12 protein-coding genes are annotated in these 20,590 nt (G+C 57.3%); 4 read left to right on the forward strand and 8 right to left on the reverse strand.

The window, feature by feature from the left end; all coding sequences use genetic code 11:
* Positions 1-142 precede the first annotated feature (142 nt).
* On the forward strand, positions 143-1,540 hold the full coding sequence (locus BUA38_RS28355) for a tyrosine-type recombinase/integrase (RefSeq protein ID WP_244553077.1): 1,398 nt from the start codon (positions 143-145) through the stop codon (positions 1,538-1,540).
* Here BUA38_RS28355 and BUA38_RS28360 read toward each other — a convergent pair.
* Both BUA38_RS28360 and BUA38_RS28365 read right to left on the reverse strand, forming a co-directional pair.
* On the reverse strand, positions 1,501-1,728 hold the full coding sequence (locus tag BUA38_RS28360; RefSeq protein WP_072823175.1) for a hypothetical protein: 228 nt from the start codon (positions 1,726-1,728) through the stop codon (positions 1,501-1,503). The genes BUA38_RS28355 and BUA38_RS28360 overlap by 40 nt on opposite strands.
* Positions 1,729-2,042: 314 nt before the next feature.
* The gene (locus BUA38_RS28365; protein ID WP_072823177.1) at positions 2,043-2,663 is read right to left on the reverse strand and encodes a hypothetical protein; all 621 of its coding nucleotides are present in this window, start codon (positions 2,661-2,663) and stop codon (positions 2,043-2,045) included.
* Between the two features lie 208 nt (positions 2,664-2,871).
* Here BUA38_RS28365 and BUA38_RS28370 point away from each other — a divergent pair, with 208 nt between their 5' ends.
* From BUA38_RS28370 to BUA38_RS28380, 3 genes are all read left to right on the forward strand, one after another.
* A complete protein-coding gene (locus tag BUA38_RS28370; protein WP_156898780.1) occupies positions 2,872-3,780 on the forward strand; it encodes a hypothetical protein in 909 nt (302 codons plus the stop codon).
* Between the two features lie 253 nt (positions 3,781-4,033).
* Positions 4,034-5,977, forward strand: coding sequence for an ATP-dependent nuclease (locus tag BUA38_RS28375; protein WP_072823181.1), 1,944 nt, complete (start codon positions 4,034-4,036; stop codon positions 5,975-5,977).
* A complete protein-coding gene (locus tag BUA38_RS28380) occupies positions 5,974-7,635 on the forward strand; it encodes a UvrD-helicase domain-containing protein (protein ID WP_072823183.1) in 1,662 nt (553 codons plus the stop codon). The genes BUA38_RS28375 and BUA38_RS28380 overlap by 4 nt, the downstream gene beginning before the upstream one ends.
* A gap of 44 nt (positions 7,636-7,679) precedes the next feature.
* On the opposite strand, the gene BUA38_RS28385 is transcribed toward BUA38_RS28380, so the two are convergent.
* The 6 genes from BUA38_RS28385 to BUA38_RS28410 form a co-directional block, all read right to left on the reverse strand.
* The gene (locus tag BUA38_RS28385) at positions 7,680-10,991 is read right to left on the reverse strand and encodes a UvrD-helicase domain-containing protein (protein ID WP_072826499.1); all 3,312 of its coding nucleotides are present in this window, start codon (positions 10,989-10,991) and stop codon (positions 7,680-7,682) included.
* Positions 10,988-13,630, reverse strand: coding sequence for a PD-(D/E)XK nuclease family protein (locus tag BUA38_RS28390; protein ID WP_072823185.1), 2,643 nt, complete (start codon positions 13,628-13,630; stop codon positions 10,988-10,990). Before BUA38_RS28390 ends, BUA38_RS28385 begins: the two co-directional genes overlap by 4 nt.
* A gap of 143 nt (positions 13,631-13,773) precedes the next feature.
* Entirely contained in the window at positions 13,774-14,310 is a 537-nt protein-coding gene (locus BUA38_RS28395; protein WP_244553078.1) for an RES family NAD+ phosphorylase, read from the reverse strand.
* 50 nt (positions 14,311-14,360) lie between these two features.
* A complete protein-coding gene (locus BUA38_RS28400; protein WP_244553079.1) occupies positions 14,361-15,056 on the reverse strand; it encodes a hypothetical protein in 696 nt (231 codons plus the stop codon).
* Between the two features lie 132 nt (positions 15,057-15,188).
* Positions 15,189-17,003 carry a phospholipase D-like domain-containing protein gene (locus BUA38_RS28405; RefSeq protein ID WP_072823189.1) on the reverse strand — a complete coding sequence of 605 codons (1,815 nt, stop codon included), beginning with the start codon at positions 17,001-17,003 and terminating at the stop codon, positions 15,189-15,191.
* The gene (locus BUA38_RS28410) at positions 17,000-20,461 is read right to left on the reverse strand and encodes a DEAD/DEAH box helicase (RefSeq protein WP_244553080.1); all 3,462 of its coding nucleotides are present in this window, start codon (positions 20,459-20,461) and stop codon (positions 17,000-17,002) included. The genes BUA38_RS28405 and BUA38_RS28410 overlap by 4 nt, the downstream gene beginning before the upstream one ends.
* Positions 20,462-20,590 lie beyond the last annotated feature (129 nt).

Genomic DNA, 20,590 nt, shown 5'->3' on the forward strand with positions numbered 1-20,590 from the left:
ATAAGCAAAAAGGCTGTGAATTGTCGGAATGTGTATTGAAAGTACGAAGGAAATTTGAAGACTTCCAAGCTGAATACGAGGGTTCGATTCCCTTCACCCGCTCCATCCCCCAATAACTTTCCCAAGAGATCTCCGCTACTTATTGAAATTTCGGACCGAATCCGTATTTTCGACAGAAATAACGTCCAACATTCCGTCCAACAAAACGTCCAACACGTTCGCGCTCATGCCCGATTTTTTGACGAGACGAAACGGCACTTGGCACTTCGCACGTCGAGTCCCAACCGAGTTTGCGCATCTCGATCGCCGCGGTGTTGTGAAGCACTCAACCAAGATTCGGATCGCTTCAGACCGCGCAGCAGTTCGTGCGTCACGCGTCGCTGAAAAGTTCAACAGCAGCCTCGAGCAACACTGGCGAGTGCTCGCGGACAGTGACTCAAATGAGGGTGTGGACAGCTACAATGAAGCGAGAAGGCGAGCGCGCCAACTCGGCTTCGACTACATCGAGAACACGCAGCTCGTCGCCGGACCGGCTGCCGAACGGCTGCAGCGTCTTGAAGCTCTAGTGGCCAAGGACCTCGTCAATGACGAGGGCGCCAGAGAGGCAGTTCTCGGTTTGAAAAAGAAGCCGGTCTTTAAAATATCGAAGATCTTCGAAGAGTACGAGGCGGAGACCAAGGATCAGGTTTTAGATCTCTCGCCGGATCAACTCAGGATATGGCGCAATGCCCGAAAGCGAGTGGTCAAGAGTTTCGTAGATGTTGTCAGCGACAAGTTCATCACAGCGCTCACAATCGATGATGCAATCGATTTCCGCAACTTTTGGCGGGACCGCGTTGTGCAAGAAGGGATAGCTGCAAAGAGCGCCAATCGGGAGATTGGCCAGCTGAGCGGCATGATCAAGGAATTGAATATTCTGCGCCGCTTGGGCCTGCCCGATCTGTTCAGAGGCCTGCGCCTGAAGGGTGAAGTCGATAAGGAGCCGACCCCTTACGAGAACAAATTCATCCAGAATCGTCTTTTGGCTGACGGCGCCCTGGATGGGTTGAATGAGGACGCGCGTTATATCATCTATGTTATTGCGGACTCGGGACTTCGGCCCTCCGAGATAGTGAACCTCAACAGGAAAACGATCCACCTCAGCGCGAAGATCCCGTACGTCAGCGTGCTTCCTGATGGTCGGCGGCTAAAAACAGACGACAGCTTACGGGAAATTCCTCTCGTCGGCGCGGCGCTGGCGGCCCTAAAAGCGAAGCCGGAGGGGTTCCCGCGATATCGTGACAACTCCTCCACATTCTCCGCGACGGCCAACAAGTTTCTGCTGGAAAACGGATTGCGCCCGACAGAAGAGCACACGGTCTATTCGCTCAGGCACAGCTTCAAGGATCGACTCATCGCAGCCGAAGCCCAAGATAGCTTGATCGATAGTCTGATGGGTCATGACACTTACAAGCCGAAATATGGCAAGGGACCTTCTCTTGAGTTGAAGCTGAAATATCTTCAGCGAATTGCTTTCAAGCCACCGCCCTCGTTGAGGTAGGATTCCAAGCGCTTCCGCGCCCGATTTTTGATAGCTTCTTTCGTTTTCAATTCGCCGAGTTCGGCCTCGAACTTTTCGTACATCGAAAGGTGCACGTCGCCATCAAGCTCAATGAGGTAGGCGATCAGCACAAGTGCTCTTTCCAGCCGCTCAACGGTGAGCGGGAACTGTTCCACTCGTTTCGTCATCCCCGCTGCACTTCTTAGCAGTCTTGAAGACCGCACCGAACGATCCGCACCGGTCGATGAAGGCCATTCTTTTCACGAAGTGAAGAGCCGAACAAACGGCGTCGAAGAAACGGATAGAACGTCGCGCGCTAGGCATGTCCGTCGCCCGGTCCAACATTTGACCAGCTCTAACCGGAACCGTGGACGCCCGGCCGGCTACCCGAATCCAAAATTGGCTAGTGTTCGAAGTTGCTCGCAACGGAGACCTCGAAACGCCATGGTGCGTTCGCTGCCGTCGACAGCCCGCAGAGAGTCAATGGAGTATTATCGTCTAGCTAATAATCAGTCTGGCTCAGCTGCACGAAAGGTTGCCGGAAAATGACAATCAGCAGCGCCACGACTGACAAGACGAGAAGCAGAGCCAGTACTACGAGAGCTGGGTCCGTAACGTATGGAAGGTATTGATCGACGTAGTCGAGAGGCTTGCCATCCGCCCCGAAGCGATTGCCCACGGCGTAGCAGGAAGTTTGAGTGCAATTCTGCGTCCAGACCGCCACCCGGCTCCCCCAGAACGACGGCGCCATCGGAACATTTTTATCCCATTCGTGGATCCTGCTGTCCGCGTATCTGCTGCAGAACACAACCAATGCAGCGAGTACCGTAAGGAAGTATGTCACAACGCTTCCCCAGGAAATGACAAGGTTGCGATCGGACTCGGTCTCGAACGTCGTGTTGGGTGGGACGATAATCGCGTTGGATTTGCGAGCCTCGCGAATATAAAGCGTCAGCGCGAGGATCAGCAGCGTACCCACGACTAGTGAAGCAACCAGCCCCCAGTAGCCTCTGGAAATCTTCACACCTTCGTCTGGGCCGTTACGGACGAAGTAGGCCCACGCAACCGCGAGGGGGAGGAAATAGTTGCCGAGCCAAGTCCAGAATTTAGCGAGCGGAAGCATGAGCGGCGATCTCGTCGGCAAAAATCACGGGTCGATCTTCGGCCCGCGTTGAGGCCTCATAAATGTGACAAATCTGCTGGCTCGGGAAAAGTCCAATTTTGGGGAGGCACTCCGCACCCGAGAAACGTCGACCTTGCCCTAAACGCTCTGGTTGCAGAATTATGTGCAGGTTGTTATCCTTAGAGAAGACAGGCAAAAGGGTAGACTCGTGCGCGCTCTGCTGATCGTCTTGTATTTTTACTTTTGCACGACAGCATCGGCGCAGAACTCACCTGGTCCCGATAGTCGTCCGGCGTCGCAAAGCGATCGAATCACGGTCGGGCCAATCGTGCTTACCCAGGACGTGCAGGGCAACGCTGTCGATACGTCGGCATTGATGAGCTTTGCAGTGGACACGAAGGCGGACGGCCTGCACCTCTCCTTGACTATAGACGCCAGCCTCGTCGATCTGCAGCACAAGTTTGCCCGGATCGTTGACACCATTCCGCTCCCGCGCGACAACTGCAAAAGCTTCACTCTGGTCAATCCCGTCGTAAGCTTGGGAAACCGTGCGTTGATGGCTGAAGCTGACAATGCGGTCGTCGTCCTGTCGGGGGACGTGGACGGCTGGACCTGCCTGGAAAACCCAGTCCCCGACACCTACTGGGACTCCACAGGCTGTCGCGGAGATCTTCCGTTCGGCGGACATTACGTATTCGGCTGTCCAAAGACCCGACCGGGGAGCCCAATCAAGAACAAGAGCTTCACCCAGCCATTCGATGCGACGCTGCCGGTCAAACTTCAGAAGACCGGGGATGCGTCGCTCGGCCTGGTCCTAGGTCAGCCGAATATCAAGCTGGGTGGGCAGTTTGTGTTTATCGCGAACGGCCTGCTTAATATTGCCGGTGTAAACATAAATGATCAGGCAAAAAAGGCTCTGGAGCGGGCGATTGATCCCAACAAAATGACCATTTCCGTTCCAAAGGGCTACGCCGACCTGAATCCAACAATTGTCGATGCCGCCTTCAGGTCTGACCAAGGGCAACTGGCGATACGCATCGATATGACGGCTCTGATTCCTCCAGCACGCATAAACGAGATCTTGGGCGGTTTGGTAAAGAGCTTGAAGAAGCCTTAGCCAACAAGCTTCAGACCACAACCCGACGGCCCGAAATCCAGGCCGATACGCCACGACCGGCATAGCCACTCGGCCCCTTCAGACCTCAAAATGTTGCTGCTGCGCTCACGACGAAAAATACGGCGAAAAGTGCTGCGAATTTGATAGAAAAGACAGTTTTTCAAAAACAATCATCGCGTTAGCTGCGCGTGTCCAATGAAGTCATCTGTCTAGCGATGCAGGGGCTGGAATTGCTGGAATTAAAGGGGGGAACATGAAGCTCGTGCGGTTGCGCCTAAGCAACTTCAGGTCGTTCAGTGCCGACTTCACCGAACTAGGTCTGGACGATCTGACGTTTCTGCTCGGCCCCAATGGTGCCGGGAAAACCGCCGTCCTGCAGGCGCTTGCCAGGATGTTCAGCCTCGATCCTGCGCATCGGAAATTGAAGAAGTCAGACTTCCATGTCCCCCACGACGAGAAGCCAGAGCAAGCTCCGGTGGAACGAGCGTTATGGATAGAAGCTGATTTTGAATTTCCCGAGCTTGTAGGCGAGGCTGGCGACCAGCAGGCACCCGCGGTTCCGGGCAATTTTGCCCACATGCAGTTGATCGGCGTCAAGGGGCCGGCGCAGGTGCGCTTCCGGCTGCATGGTAGGCTCGACCAGGACGATGACATCGAAGAAAGCTTTACGTTCGTTATCAAGGTGGATGACGATGGACATCCACTAGAGGAAGGACGGGTGGCGAAGCACGATCGAAACGCCATCCAGGTCCACTACCTTCCCGCCCGCCGTGATCCCGCGGACCACATCTCTTACTCGGCCAATGCGCTTCTAGGGCGGGCTCTGCGTTCAGCGAATTGGGCCAAGGAACGCGAAGAAATCTCCAACTTGACGGAGCAGATCGGCTTAACCCTGGTCGAGAACGAAGCTATCGACGAAATGACAACCGCGTTGTCGTCTCAGTGGGGTACTCTTCACAAGGGCAGCTATTTCGCTGACCCCTCGATTTCGTTTGCACGCAACGAGCTGGACAATCTTCTGCGCCATCTAAGTATTGGTTTCACCCCCGGCCACGGCGAACAATTAGTCGACTTCTCCCGGCTCAGCGATGGGCAACAGTCAATCTTGTACCTCTCGATCGTCCTTGGCATGCATGAGATCAGCGCCAAGGCCCTCGGCGGAGAACTCGCTGACGCTTTCGACATCGACAAGCTCCGACCCGCCGTCTTCACCCTGATTGCAATCGAGGAGCCCGAGAATAGCCTGTCCCCGCACTATCTTGGCCGGGTGGTCAGGGCTCTGGAGAATTTCGCTCGGGACCGTGATGGCCAGGCATTACTTGCCACACATTCGCCGTCGCTGATGCGGCGCATACCCCCCGAGAGCGTGCGATACATGCGGCTCGATGCGGAGCGCGCAACGATCGTCAAATCCATTGAGTTGCCTGACGACGAGGAAGCCCTCAAATTTGTCCGCGAGGGTGTTCAGGCGTTCCCGGAACTGTATTTCTCTCGTTTCGTCGTGCTGGGCGAAGGTGATAGCGAGGAGGTGGTGTTGCCAAGGCTCTTTGCTGCGGACGGCATTCTGGCTGACGACTCCTCTATTTCTGTGGTTCCTTTGGGAGGCCGGCACGTCAACCATTTCTGGCGCCTTTTGCATGGCCTGGGGATACCCCATGTCACACTGTTGGATCTGGATCTTGCGCGGCATCAGGGAGGATGGGGCCGGATAAGCTATGCGGCGAAGCAGCTACTTGCGCACAGCGATATCGCCAAACTCGGATTTAAGGAGACGCAAGTGAAATCCATTCCGAAGTGGGACGACGACCAGGGATTGATGGTGAAAGACGACGGGTGGCTCGCACGCCTCGAAGATCACGGCGTCTTCTATTCGTCACCGCTTGACCTCGATTTCCTTATGTTGATCGCCTACCCGCAAGCATACGGCTTGGAGGAGGGCGAGCTCGAGGAGCCGGACGATGGCACGCTCAACGCGGTGCTCGGCAAGAAGCACGACGTCGTCGGAAACCAGTACACAGATGAGCAACTCGAATACTTTGATGCCTACAATTCGCGCTTCAAACTTGGCAGCAAGCCGGCGTGGCACATTCAGGCAATGGCCAGCTTAACGGATCGGGAGCTGTTGGACGGGATGCCAGAAGTGCTCGGGCGTCTGCTCAAGCGCGTTCGTGCAGACCTAAAGGCGTTGCCGGAATGATCAGAGTTGAGCGATGGTTACCGTCGGACAATCTCAAGCTCGAACCGAATGCACTGATCGCTGCAACAGAGATTGAGCGGAACTTGGCTCTGACCGCTGGCCCAGGTGCCGGCAAGACCGAGATGCTCGCTCAACGCGCTGACTTTCTCCTTTGTACAGGCACCTGTCGCTATCCGAGACGCATCCTAGCCATTTCGTTTAAGGTCGACGCGAGCCACAATCTGAAGGTGAGGGTCAGGAAACGTTGCGGCTCCGACCTCGCGGCAAGATTTAGCAGCCACACGTTCCATGCCTTCGCCAAGCGCATTATCGACCGCTTCCGGCTAGCTCTCACTGGCCGAGACGCGCTCGATCCGGACTACAGCATTGGGCCAGCGCGGGTACTAAGACAGTCAATCACCTTCGCGGACATGGTTCCGCTGGCGGTAAAGATTGTCGAGACCAGTGAAATCGCAAGGAATGCTATTCGGCAGACATACAGCCACGTCTTTCTCGATGAATTTCAAGACTGCACAAAGGATCAATACAAGCTCATCACGGCATGCTTCCTGGGCACAGATGCCAAGCTCGTCGCTGTTGGCGACACCAAGCAAAGGATCATGGGTTGGGCCGGCGCGCTGGAAGGTATCTTCGAGACCTACGCGGCGGACTTCGACGCCCGGCCACTGAACCTCTACCAGAACTTCCGGTCGGCGCCTCGACTTCGTCGAATGCAGAATGCGATGGTGCGTGTGATGGACCCTGCCGCAGCGCTCGACGATCACGAATTGCAGGGTGAAGGTGGCGAGATCGAAATTCTTCACTTCAAAGACGACACGGAGGAAGCCGCTCGTCTTGCCGACGCAATAAGTACCTGGATCGAAAGCGAGGCCATCGAGCCGTCGGAGATCGCGGTGCTCGTTAGCAAGCAACAGAACCTTTACTGCCAAACGCTGAGGGCAGCGCTGAGCGGGCGAGGAGTTCCCTTTCGTGAGGAAGATCAGACGCAGGATATCGCCTCCGAGCCCATCGCGCGCCTGATAACGGACTTCCTGCTCGTGGTAGGTAGTGATGCTCAACCGGAAGCCTATCGTCGACTGCTGGAAACCGTCGTTTACGACGAAGCTCTCGATGACGAACAGGAATACCGTGCACGCTCCCGATGGGGAGGGTTTGTTGCCGACGTTCGTCACCGAATTTCCACGAAACAGGTAAACCTGGTCGACAGCGTCGCGATGACGAAGCTCGTGAGCGAACTCATCGGTCAAGTCGGAAGGGACTCCGTCGTGACCCTTTCAGCGGATTACGCCCAGGGCAACAGACTGAATGACTTGATCGAAGGCACGGTGAATCGGATTTCTGATCTTTTGAAGGATGGAACAGAGTTGTCCGCTGCGCTGACGGCTTTCTCGGCCGATCGCGCGGTCAGGATAATGTCGATCCACAAGAGCAAAGGTCTGGAATTCGATTCGGTGATCATCATGGGCGTCGAAGCGGAGACGTTCTGGGGAAAGATCGATGAGGAGCGCTCGGCATACTTTGTCGGGATTTCCCGTGCGAAGAACAGGCTCGTACTTACGGTTTGCGATCTGCGCGAGCGGCCACAGGGAGCGTCGCGATGGAGCCCGGAACGGACCGCGCAGGCGGAGTTTCTTGGGTATGCCAGCGCTTACGCCTAATTCTTGGGCGCGCTACCCATGTGTCAGCCGCAATTGCAGCGCCGCTACGTTAGGGACGTTTCCTTGGGATCGCGGTACACCCATCGAATGTCACCAGACGTCATGTATACGAGGGCACCTTTCTCGACTCCAATCAACTCGAGATACTCAAGCAACTGGCTCGCGTGCGCTTCATAGTCGTCCGGCGTGGGCGCGACATCGCTCTTCCAATCGAAAGCGACGACAGGGACGCCACCTTCGAACGCGATAGCATCAGCCCGCGCCGACACAAGAACTGTGTCGGACCTCGCTCCGAAAAGCGGTACTTCTGGAATGAGATTGGGGATGTAGGTCCTCAGCGTCTCATGCGAAAAGGTACGTAACGCTGTAGTCGCCAGTTCTGATGGCTCAGGCGCTGTCGCCCCCGCGATAATCGCCTCTTGTATGAGGGCGGATGCCCGGTCTGTCAATTGTGTGAGAACCGGATCCAGCATATCCGTCAGCAGCTCCTCCATGAGCTTATGAAGAATTGTGCCTCGCAGTGCGCCGGCGCCAAGGACGAACGTCCCGGCGGCGGTATCTCTCTCGCTCGTACTTACATCGATCGTTGCGCGATCGAGCAGTTCTCGGTCGACATCTGCCAAGCTCGGCCGACGCCAATCGATCCTTGGTGCAATGCGTAAAATGCGCTCGCTTTCGTCAGCGAAGATCGAAGCCGGCTGTTCGATCACGGGGAAAAACTGAGTTGGTTCGGGACGCTGGGGCGGCGGGTACTTTATCTCCTCCAGCACCGACTGGCCCAGATCGAAGAATTTAGCCCAACCGCCGTCGGGGGCCCAGCTCGCTTCGGGTAAGACCAGCAGATCAAGAGCACGTGTGCAAGCCACGTATAGCAGCCTTTCCCGTTCGTCCGCAGCCTCGGCTCGATCGGCAGCAATCGCCGCATCAAGGGTGCTCGAGATGACGTCGCCAAGCGTCCAGTGCACGCTGCTGTCGGTCGAACGAAAAAAGAAGTCCTCGTCGCTTTCTGGCATCGTTACGAAGTTGATCGGAATAACGATTGGCCATTCCAAGCCCTTCGCTTTATGAACGGTAACGATGTCGATGCTGTTGCCTTGATAATCCGACGGAGCTTCATCGACCGGGAGTTCGGCTTCCCATTCGGAGGCAAGATCAATAGCCAACTGCTTGAGCCCGCGTACATCATAGCCGCGTGCGCGCTCGAGCAGAACGTAGAGATTGCCAAGCGAGCGAGCCCGCTGATCTGAACTTCGACCGGCAATGCTCGGGATGATGCGGAGTCGTTCGATCGCCTCCGAGAGCAGGGCATACGGCGTCGTTCCACGACGCTTACGCCATAATGCCTGCAAACACTGCATGACATGGCTTGCGACAGGGTGGTGCACGACCGACAGGTCGGCATTCAAGTCGAAGACCGCATCATCATCCTGTTTGCGCAGGGCAAGGGTAATGTCGAGAAGCTCGCGCTCCGTAAGTCCGACAAGTGGGCCGCGGAGGACGGCACCGAGTGCGAGGGTATCACGACTGTCCGCCAGCGCACGTACCAAGGCGACGAAGTCTTGAGACTCCTGTCGCCGATAGAGGTTCTTGCCTGCCTGTGAGGTAACGGGAAGCTTCTTTTCCTCAAGCGCGCGCTCGTATCGCCAGAGTTGCGTGCGCCGGGGCGTCAAAAGAGCGATGTCGCCTGGCTCCGCACGCGCGAGCTCCCCACCGGAGCGGCGGATCCATACATTTCCGATAAGGCTCGCACAGAGTTCGGCAACTGCCTTGGCTTCGAGGTCGCGTATCGGATTGACGTAGCTATTCGGGTCAACATGGTAGCTTAGCTTTGCGATACTTTGGATTCGGCTCGGGTCTTCGGCGACAGTTGATTCGAGCGCGGCATAGCCACCTTGCTGCTTCGTCAAACGTTCAGCGAAGAACCGGTCGACATGCTTTAGGATGCTTTTTCCCGAGCGAAAGTTCGCCGAGATCTGAAGGACGTTCCCTGGAAACTGTGCTTCTATCGCCAAGCGCGCGCGCAGATATGATTTGAGGTCAGCACGGCGGAAGCGATAAATCGCCTGCTTGGGATCGCCGACCATGAACAACGATCCGGGACGAAGCTTGCGCCTGTCCCACGACTCTGAACTTCCGGGCTCGCTTGAGATCAGGAACAGGATCTCGGACTGGATAGGGTCCGTGTCTTGGTATTCATCGATCAGGATATGCCGATAACGGGCAACGACTTCGTCGCGCACCTTCTCGTCCGAGCGCAGGAGGTTTCGCGTTCGAATCAGAATGTCGTCGAAATCGAGGACGGCGGCGTTGCTTTTGAATTCGTCGAATGCGGCAACGAGTTCGTCCGTCTCGCCGAAAAAACTGGCCAGAAGAGTATCGGCGATTGCGCCGATTGAATCGGCAAATAGCCTGGCGCACAGTTCATAATGCTCCTTGCTTACCGCAGAGAGTTCCAGACCATCCGCCTTGCTGGTCGACCGCGACCAAAGGTTTATTCGACCTTTGTGTCGAGAAACGACATGTCCTCCGCGCGGTAGCAGCGCGTCACTCTTTGGATGCACGAGCAGCCACAACTGCGAGAAGTCGAGGGCGCCGGAAGTAGCGGGCGCAAGGAAGTTAGCGAGCTCTTCGAACGCGGCGACGTCATTCATTGCTTCGTTAGGAGCCGGAACACGGCCGATCCAGCGCCGGAAGTTGGCTACCGCGTCAATAAGGTCGTGGACCGTGTCAGCATAGCGTGGTGGCGGCAGCGGTCGGGCCTCAGGGTGGGAGCGACGAAACTTGGCCAACGACTCCAGGGTATTCACCGCCACGTATGGGTCGTGCGCGGCCATGACCACTATCGGATCATCCGTACGCGCACCGTGGCCGAGCCGTTCGTTGAGCCAGGACTCGAATATGGACTGAAAAGCAAGGTCGGTCTGCTCTGCATCCATGACTGCGGCGCCCGGATCAATGCGTGCTTCAACGGTGTAGCTCTGCAAAATGGTGAGGCAGAAGCTATGGATCGTTGAAGCCGTGAGCTCACCAAGGCGGGCACGCGCGCTTGACAGCGCTTCGCTCTGGGTGTCGCTCAGAGGGCGCTGTCGAAAAGCAGGCTCCAGGTCCTTTGGCACGGTTCCATTGACGAGCATGCTGGCAAATTTGTCGACACGCACGCGAAGTTCGGCGGCTGCGCGCTCCGTGAAGGTGATGGCGGCAATGCTTGATGGAGTGCGTCCCGCAGCGAGCAGCATCGCTACGCGCCCGGCAAGAAGTGAGGTTTTGCCGGTGCCGGCAGATGCCTCAACCAGAAGCGTCGAGTCCAGATCGGTGAGCGCCCGCTCGCGTTGCCGATCATCAGGCGTTTGGGTCACTTCGTTCCCCAATGGGCTGCGAGCTCCGGGCCTGCAGTTTCGCGAATGGCGTTGCTCTTGCGTTCCAGGTAGCTGATGGCCGCAGGGAGAGCGATCCTCCCGAAACGATGATTGGGCTTGGTGGTAATGCCTGGATAGACGAAGCCGGCCTGCAGCACGCTGCGTGCGAGCTTTACCCAATTGGCGACGAAATCAATCATGCCGTCAGGGTTCTTCAGAGGGGAGACTTTGACCGGCGGACGAAGATAGATCAAGCGAGCGATCAGTGGTTTTGTGTCGGGCAGCAATTGGCGGCAGGCCAGTGAGTACAGCACGCGCTGCAATTCAGCACCGTCGTCGATCGTCATCAGGTCAGGAGCCTTCGGCCTCTGCCCCGTCTTGTAATCGGTGACCCGCACCGCGGCCGCTGTGGCGCGAAGATCGAGCCGGTCAATGGTCCCACGGATGCATATGTCTGTACCCGGGAGAACCACGGGCCGAGCTGGGTCCCATGGCAGAGACACGGGCAGATCTCCCTCGCGGCTCTCGCCGCCGAACGGCACCTCGGTCCAGGAGCGCGTTCCGGCTTCCGTGAATGTCTCGAAGGTAAGGCCGGCCAAACTCATTTCGGCCGCTTGCCTCACGGTGTTGGTCCAGAGCACAGGAGGCGGCACGTTGGTCACCAAAGGCCAGCTCTCGATCACACCCGCGGATGCTATCGCAAGCGCTTCCTCGACCTCGTGCCGGGCGGCTACGATAAACCCGGGCTTCGGCTCGAGATGGTCGACGGCACGACGCAGGAGTTCATGAACAAGAAGGCCCATATCGTCGGCCGGGAGTACTAGTCCACGTTCCTTGTGGACCAGGTCGCGCCAACCGAGAGCGTAGTACCAGATATAGGCGAGGGGGTCTCGCAGAAGTCGGGATAGCGAAGTGGGCGATTGGGGCTTGGTAAGCAATATCGAGAGCAAAGGATGCTCATGTGCTAGCAGCCCGTCGTGGGGCGTCAGGCTTCGCAAGCCCCAATCGTGCCAGGCCGCCATCGCTGAGGAGACTATCGGATCCGCGCTCCTGTCCTTTTCTTGGGCAAGGAGACGATCGGCTTCGGTCAGAGTATGCCCCCTTGGCGTATCACGATGAAGAACGTTGATCTTCTCGAAGTAGGGCATCAGAGCGCTTGGGCCGACGCGCTTTCCTTCGCTGGAGAGTCTTCCGCTGGAGAGGACTACCTCTTCTGTGGACGCTAGAATGTTGTCAAGGCACCGCCGATCTCCTGCTTCTATCGGATCAGGGTCGCTTAATGCCGAGGGGATGATGTAACCGGGCAGGATCGGGTCCAGCCCGCCGCTACGTGGCCATCCGCCGGTTGTAAGGCCTATCAACCATGCGAAGCGACGCGGTGAAGCGGCAAGTTCATCGGCGGAGCACCACGCGATGGCAGCAGCCGGATCCCGGTCATCAGCGACACGCAACGCCTCAAGCGAAAACATGAGGGCTGAGGCAGGCGCCGATCGCAACGCTTCATCCCAAAGTCTGCGGGAACGCCCACGAAGCAGCAATCCGGCTGTCTCTTCGGCCGCGCCCGTGCCAGATTCGAGGAGCCTAAGCACCGGCACCAAAATTGCTGCCGTTTCGGGGTAGGGCGCCAGCGCCCGCTCCCAATCGACCGCTGTCGAGAGGGAGGCCTCGCCCGGCACGGGCAGGCTGTGATCCGGCAGGTCGTCCAGGATCGTGCCCTGGTTGGCTGCCAGGGAAAGCAGTCGCCGCACGCGCGCCTGGCTAAGTCCGCCCTGCAGCACATCCGCGAGGGCTGCGCAACGTTGACCGTCCCTCGTAGCGAGCGCCGGCCGGCCGTGCAAAAAACAGATCGGCAGATCAGAAGCCGAGACCAGCGCAAGCATGTAGTCATCGCATGCCATCGGAGCCGTTGTGGCGATGGCGATCTCAGAAGCCCGAGCCCGTCCGGAAGCGAGGAGTTCGCGGGCCCATCGCATGGCTTCCAGCGCCTCGTGGTGCGGGTCGGCACAGCTCACGCCGCGCTTAATGCCTTCCTTGATGGCGACGTGCCGGGTGCTTCCATGGAACCAGCCGGTGTCGCAAAACGTGGGCGCATCCCATTCAACCTGGATGAACTCACGCAACCCGTTGATGAGCGGTCGCCAGATCGGATCCATGGCGTGCACCCCCTCAATACGAAGCGGTCCGATCACGCGAGGAGCAAACCTTACGGCGGCCTGCGCGAGATCGCACAAGTCTGGGAGCAGGCGTTCGCCCGGCTGCAGGTGAAGGCGCACAGTGTCCTCGATCCATGCCAGATCTTTGACACGCGGCTGCACGGCGTATGGGCCCGTACGAAGGTCAAGCCCCGCGCGCCAAATTCTTCGTAGGGTGCGAAGCACAGCGCGGGTTGTTCCGGGTAAACCGCTTATTGGCGCGATGTCCTCCAGTGCGTCGCGTTGGCTCAGCGCCGCGCGAATGCCTGTTTCAATGCTCTCGCGGGACGCTGGGCGGAGCAGCCCACCGGCAAGGCGCGCCGCCAGCAACGACGGCGTCATGATCTGAAGTCCTAACGTACCCTCGCGCGCAGCCGCAGCACGGCGCATCGCATAGGCGAGGCGCCCCTGAACAAGCACGCTGTGAAGAACGGAGTCACCGGTCATGGTCGTCGTTGGTAACAGAATCGAGCGCCTTGGTCTGCCTTCGCGGGACCGCGACCACGCGCAATCACCGCTTACGCACCGCTGTCTGGAGCATTGCTCACGTGCGGCCTGACCCGCGGTGCCCTGATTTGCGTGCACATGCGCTAGTTCGGTGCCATTCCGACCTTGTATCGTTGTGCAAGCTTCCAAAACCAGCTCTGATCGAGGTCGGTCTGTCGTTCCACCTCGTTGACGGCTGATCGGGCACGATCGAAAATTGCATAACAAAGAGCTTCGTCGTCATGACGCGCATAATAGGCGACACCATGCGCCCCCCGGGGGTGTTCAAACAGGGCTTTCGACCAGGCCTGTGGAACGTCATAGGGGAGTCCCCCGTGTACGACCTCGGCAGTTGCGCCCAAAATCGCCAAGCCGGGACCAGCCAGTTTGATGAGCGTTAGGTCGGAGTGAAGCTCCAGGCGAGCGTATCCCTTGCGGCGAAGCAAATCGGCATCGATCAGTGTTCGGCCCGGCGTTCGCAGAAACGTTTCGGCAAACGCCCCAGATGTTTTTTCCGCAACATACAGGACCCCATAGCCTCCGTCTGGTGCATTCAGTCGACCAAGCAGTGATGGGTCGAAGAAAATCGGCTCATATCCCGCAGTGTAGAATCTATGCACAACCGTGCCCGCCGGCAACATCACCAATTCAGGATTACGAGATGCGAGGTCTGATGGCGGAAGAGGCCCGCTCACGCTCCCTGCTGGCCCATGCGGCGCGCAGCTTCGACCACGAGACCGACGTCGCCCTGCTTAAGGACATCAATCGGCTTTCTTCCATTCAATCGATCGTCGGGTTGCGCAAAGAAATTCACGATCGTCCAAGGATTGGTCGTCGGCAATGCCTCGCAGACGGCTCTAAGACCATCGACGACTGTGCCGTCCTGATTGAATTGCAGCGTTGGATAACTACGCCGATTGCTCGGACCAGGTACTGCCAGCAGGCTTCCTTCCTGCACCCGTTTGTCGATTGCCTGACGCGAAACGCCGCGCATCAGAACTCTGACCTGTTCGAGGTCGTATGCCCCGCCCGCTTCGCGCAAGTCCTCTTGAGCAATTCGAACGCCTTCGAGAATCGCCAGCGATCGTGCGTCGGGTTCAAATGCTGCCTGATTGATAATGGGACCTTGCGTCTTTTTGGTCTGCGAAACAGGCCTGACTTTGATTTTTTGAATGCTTCCGAACGATATCTTGCCTCGTTGACGCAGCTTTTTGATAATCTCACCGCTCTTGGAGATGATCGCAACCTCCGCGCCGTTTGGAATGGTAAGATCCTTTAAGGCCTTACTCGGATTTCCCCGGACCTTAAGCATGGTCATGATGACGCTTGCCGTTGATGACCGCGTCTTGCGAGGGGGCGGCGTCTTTGGCTGAATCTTCTGTGTCATCGGAAAGCTCCTCACGCCAATATGGCCACTCAGGCAACTTTGTCAACCAAAGCAACCAAGTGGAGGTAATATAAAACCGTCTTAAGGCTGAGCTTACGCAGCGGCGATCACCGATCCGGAATCTCCGAAGCGCTAACGAACTTCGGTTGGAACGGAACCCATGGAGGCGGGAGACCCACCTGTTCGTTGAAGCTCCGGAAAAATCGCTTCGAGGCGGGCGGCTAATACAGCGCCGATTTCCCTCGACTTGATATGAATCCCAATGTCGGCCCAAGGAAAATCAGGATCGGACGCTGCCGACGCCCAGTTGAGACTCGTGACAACGACGTCGTCGTCGTCCCAGGTGACAAATTTCCCATGAAGTGGCGGATTCTTCGTCTTGCGAAGGATCAACCCGTTGCCATCAGCTTCAACTTCCAGCGCTCGTGCATGCCGGTTCTTCAGCGGCCCGCTCGTTTGCGTATACAGTACAGTCGCCCTCACGCCTTCGCGACGTGCCGCGGTTTCACCCTGCATAATCGCGCCGGGTCTGGCCGTTGAGCCAAGTCGATGGCACCCGACTAGAAATCGGCGCGTTGCGCCACTCGCTGTTCGTAATAATTGATCATGCGCGTCTCCGACGACGACAGCTATTTTTGCCGTCCCATCCCTCTTTTTATATTCTCGGAGATCGCGGATGATGATTGCCAATTCCGTCGCAAGGTCATCGGCAAGACCACGACGTCCAACCAAGCGGTTAAGTGAATAGGCGACCTCAGCCACAACGTGCTGGTTGCGCAGAACCACAGACATCTCGACGGCCTGAAACGGCGAAGAGAGCCAATTGCATGAACCAACCGCCGCAACCCATCCGTCTTCGGCGGTGTCGTGCAAAATAACTTTCGCATGAGACCCGGTTGAACGCATTCGGATATTGACGCGACCTTTCAGACCGGGATCTTCACGAACGATTCTGGCGATCTCTAACGCCGCATCGGAATTTCTCTTCTCCGTGTCTTCGTCTTTCTCAGCTCCCCAAAGTAGATCAAACTGGACGCCGCGCGAACAGGCCGATCGGATTGCGTCGGCAAGAAGCGCGAACCGTGTCGCGTCCAGAAACGTCGAATGAACGATCATGCGCCGGTGTGCTTTGGTCAGCATCGTCTCAAGACATTCTCGGTGAGAGGTGCCTCCAATGATAATGTCGTTGGCATCGAATTCGCAGCTATGACTAATCGGCTCAACATCATCGGTCTCGCGCGGGCCGCTATAGGTTATGGAGACTGTTTTCGTGCCCGCTGGCATTTTTGCCGCGCTTGAAACCAGATGGCGAAGCGTCGAGCCGGCTGATTGGGGAAGTCCCTGTGCTTCTCCGTCAATAACTCGCAGCACCATAAACTCATCGTCTCGTAGCGTCGCAGTCCGGCCATCGACCAGAGCGACCTGCTCATCCCAACCGCGCGCCGCAATCTCGGAAAGACGATTGAGGTTCGCCTCATGGGACATCGAGGGGCCTCCGCCCTCGACGGAGATTATCCGAACCTCGGTGCCAGACTGGCGCTCTTGGTCGAGTCGGTAGGCAGATAAAAGCCGTGGGGCTTGCCTTGTCGGGAAGAAATCGCCAGTCGCCCACTCGATGATAAAGCTCACCCGTCTCGCAATCCGCTTTGGGAAATAGGGAAGGGGATGGCCACCGCTAATGGCCTTAAAGCCATAGCTGCTCGCTCGAAAGGCCATGACCGTTCCAGTCGGATCGATCTCGACGAGCCGGAAACGCATGAGGCGAGCGATTGAGGCGATGATCAATTGATGCGGCAAATCAGCTTGGCTGGAGAGTTCCGCTACCGTCTTCGACTGTCTGGCGATCATCCATAAAACAACTTCGTCAATCACACTCCATGCCCGACCACGATCAATCCCGACCTTGCAGCCGACGCGAAAGACAGGGATGGCGATGACAACGCTCATTTGCTCCCCTTCAATTTAGAGGCCGCAATGATGGTGGCGAGGGGAAGTTCTCCTCGCTTGCGCGTTGTCAAATCAGCGATGGTGTCGACCATCGTGGTGAGAAATGAAAGATCATGTTCCGCCGCATCTGGATTGACACCTCGCACCGCTTCGCGAAGAAAATCCAAGCTGCCGACAATGAACAAATGGCGCTTGGCGCGGCTGATGGCGACATTCATTCTTCTTTTGTCGCGCAAGAATCCAAGTGCGCCGGCACCAGTGCGCGGGCTATTGCGAACCAAAGACAAAATGACGACATCTGCCTCGCTGCCCTGAAAAGAATCGACGGTGCCAACAAACGCATTGTTGCTGCGCACAGGCAGAAAACCGTCAAGATGAGACAAGCTTCCGCTCCTCAATCCTGTCAGCGCGTCCTGAAGCTTGTCGACCTGAGCCTTATAGGGCGAGAGAATGGCAAGCGTTGGCTTCTTGGAGCCGGAGATGGGCCTCAGTAACCTCAAGATGTCCATAACCGCACCGACTTCAGCGGGATTCTGCCACCGCGGCTTACCCCGTTCGGCTCCGGCTCCGTGGCTCGTTGAACTGACATGAGGAAAATCGACGGCAACGACAGGTGACTTCGGCAGCGGGCCCAAATGTGAAACCGGGGATGGTTTGGTCTCGGCTTCGTTCTTTCGGCCGCACTCCGTCTCCAAGCGACCACGATAAAATGCCTTCGAGACGATTTCCGCAATTGCGGGATCCATGCGCCGTTGCTCTGTCAGCGTTTCCGCGAGCGGTCGGTGATTGGGATTGGCTACAGATCGGCGTTCGTCTTCTTCAACAACGGACCTGAAAGGTTCGAGCACGCGGAGTGCCATTGCGGCGATATCGCGAAGCGCCGTCGGGTCAGATTTCAAGGGTTCAAGCTCGTCAATCTCGCCATCGTGCATAAGCGGTCCAACCAACTGATCCGCGAGACCAAGTGCTTCGACGACCAGGCTATGATCGCTCAGCATTTTAACGAGGCGATCGGCCTCAAATGGTGGAAGCTGGAAATGGTCGCCAATCAACAACCGTCGACCAGAGAGCATCAGCGGTCCGACAAGCTCAGGACCAGTTGCTTTGGCAGCTTCTTCAACAATCACCCAATCGAATTGTTCGCGGGCTTCAACGAGCCGCTCAATATCAGGTGAATTGGCTGTCGAGATCACGATGTTTGCTGCGTCGAGGACCAAATGGGAGATCGCGCCAAGTCCAGATCGATCCTGCCGACTGACCGTATCTTTCGAACGTTCCAGACGCGTGGCTGCTTGCCGTAACGTCTTGATGCGCGTTTGAATGGATAGTGGAATAGTGCCGATCACGCCGCTGTCGGCAAGCCGCTCAAGATACTCCAAGCCTGCCTTGTGAACTTCCTCGTCCGATGTCGTCCGTTTTTCGGGCGTAGTCGAACGAATAACGAGCACGTCAGACAGCTTGGCTTCACTCAGGGTTTCTTTGATTTTCTCTTGCAGATTGTCGAGCGCGTCATGCCCTTGAGCACTGACGAGCATCCGTGTTGAGCCGTCGGATGCGAAGCGTCGGCGGACGACTTCGGTCGCAAGCTTCGTTTTGCCGACGCCGGGCGGCCCAACGACAAAAAATGAGGGTAGGGTTGACCACAACCCGGCGAGGGCCTTTCGTTTCGGTCTATCCAGGTCCAGGAAATAGCTGTCGTTCTGTTCTTCGTCACTGAGCGTTTCCCGGCTCGCGTGACGAACTCTCCATGGATCGGCCAACATTTCGGTCAGATCGACGCGCGTATCGAGTGCTTTGATGTTCCGCAGGCGCCGGCCGATGACTTGCTCGGTTCCGGTGTCGCGTTCGGTCCTGAGAAATAATTGGCCGTCAAGCGTCAATTCCTCATCGATCTCGAATTGGTAGCCCCGGATTCCGTGATGATCCACGACCTCAACGAAGCTGGCGGTAACATCGTTGTTTCGAGATGCGCCAAGGCTTGCGGCCTGGCTGATACGCCACTTCGAGTCAGCGTCGCGATGCTCGTCTTCGAATAAACGCTTGAGCGCTGCGGCCCCTTCCGACAGATTAATTCGTTTGGCGATTTTGTCTCTGTCGCTTGCAGATGCGGCTCGCACGATTGCAAATCGCCGCCCCTCTCGTCGTCCGGTATCCAGGACGTCTATTGGATAAACGTCGAGCGCCTTGGTGACCGCTTCGATCGTCTGAAGCAGCAGCAGCGCGCGTCTTATCGCGATGCTTTCCGGATCAGGTCCGCTCTCGGTTTTGGGATTGGAAAACGATGTCCAGTCCAGCACGTCAGGGCCAAGCCGGCCGCGCAGCTCTTGCGCCTGTCGCGAGGTTCCCGCAACACTTATAGCTTGCACGATAGAATGTTCGTCGTGTTCACCGAGGCTGAAGATGTCAGTCCTCACCTCAGCGGCGTAACATACGGCAATATCCCAAACAGGCGACCCTTCGTCGCGAAAGGCACGCATTCTGTAGACCATCGTGTTGGTGATCAGCCGAAGCGAGCTTGTTCCGGGGTCGAACACACGCGGAACCAACAACGTTGCACCCTGATCGAGATCTGCCCTGACCCAGTCCAACTGCCGACGATACTCGTCAACCGGGATTGCGCCCGACGTCTGCGCGTAAACCGCGTCCCCCAACCTGGCTTGCCCGCTGAAAACCAAAATAAATGTGCCAGCCCGCGCAGAGGAGGCGCGCGATACGCTGGCAATCAGGTCATCAATCGACCGAGCGATAGAGTCGGCGTCGAGATGATCCATTCGACCTGGTGTTACGAGGCGACGCAGCAGCGCGCGCTCAGGAACATCGAGCGCAATCAATGACCCTTCCTTCGGATACACCTCGCCAGTTTTCTGTATGACAGTGTCGAGGCAATCAGCAATCATCAATCCAAGGTCGCGCCAATCGTCCGCAAAAGAATAGCGGTCTGCGCGCCTCAGAGCCGCTGCTGGACCAAGCTTTGCTTGTGATTTCTCGGCAAGATCGGAACTCAGCCAGAGACTCCATTCGAATCCGCCGAGCTGAAAATCAGGTTCGTCGAGGCCCTCTGTCATGACGACATCGGCACCGATGCGGCCGTGTACGAGGCTTTGCTTGTGTACAATTCCAAGCGCCACCACGATGCGGGCGATGTTCTTCCAGAACAAGACACGTGGACGAGGTGTGTTTAGATTTCGGAGCCAGTGCGGTCGCGGGACACGCTTGCGCTTTTCATCTAGCGGTTGGCCAACACGTTCAAGGACGACGCCAAAGTCTTCTTCATCCTCAACGAACTCGATGACATCGACGATGACGTCTCGCGCCCCGGCATAGGACATGACCCGTTGCACTTGGCGCATTTCGTGCAGCCAAAGCTGTCGTAGATCTTCATCCACCGGCGTTCCAGTTTTCCGCCAGAGTTTGAGGCAGCGGTCTTGCCCCGATGCGCGATCCTCGACCTCGAACATCGCCGATCGCAGCGCCTGGCGGTCTCCAGGCGCGACCACGCCACCATCAAAATTGAAGCGGTCATTGAGAGAGGGCTTCGTCCGCTTGGATTGCCTCCCAGTCGCCATATGAGCACTCGAATCAGGGTG

It is taken from the genome of Bradyrhizobium erythrophlei, from assembly GCF_900142985.1.
In the GTDB taxonomy this organism is placed as follows: Bacteria; Pseudomonadota; Alphaproteobacteria; order Rhizobiales; family Xanthobacteraceae; genus Bradyrhizobium; species Bradyrhizobium erythrophlei_B.

Bases quoted from the DNA above. Each gene is read 5' to 3' on its own strand.
- BUA38_RS28360 (WP_072823175.1), bottom strand. From the start codon at position 1,728: ATGACGAAACGAGTGGAACAGTTCCCGCTCACCGTTGAGCGGCTGGAA.
- BUA38_RS28365 (WP_072823177.1), bottom strand. From the start codon at position 2,663: ATGCTTCCGCTCGCTAAATTCTGGACTTGGCTCGGCAACTATTTCCTC.
- BUA38_RS28375 (WP_072823181.1), top strand. From the start codon at position 4,034: ATGAAGCTCGTGCGGTTGCGCCTAAGCAACTTCAGGTCGTTCAGTGCC.
- BUA38_RS28380 (WP_072823183.1), top strand. From the start codon at position 5,974: ATGATCAGAGTTGAGCGATGGTTACCGTCGGACAATCTCAAGCTCGAA.
- BUA38_RS28390 (WP_072823185.1), bottom strand. From the start codon at position 13,630: ATGACCGGTGACTCCGTTCTTCACAGCGTGCTTGTTCAGGGGCGCCTC.
- BUA38_RS28395 (WP_244553078.1), bottom strand. From the start codon at position 14,310: ATGTTGCCGGCGGGCACGGTTGTGCATAGATTCTACACTGCGGGATAT.
- BUA38_RS28400 (WP_244553079.1), bottom strand. From the start codon at position 15,056: ATGACACAGAAGATTCAGCCAAAGACGCCGCCCCCTCGCAAGACGCGG.
- BUA38_RS28405 (WP_072823189.1), bottom strand. From the start codon at position 17,003: ATGAGCGTTGTCATCGCCATCCCTGTCTTTCGCGTCGGCTGCAAGGTC.
- BUA38_RS28410 (WP_244553080.1), bottom strand. From the start codon at position 20,461: ATGTTCGAGGTCGAGGATCGCGCATCGGGGCAAGACCGCTGCCTCAAA.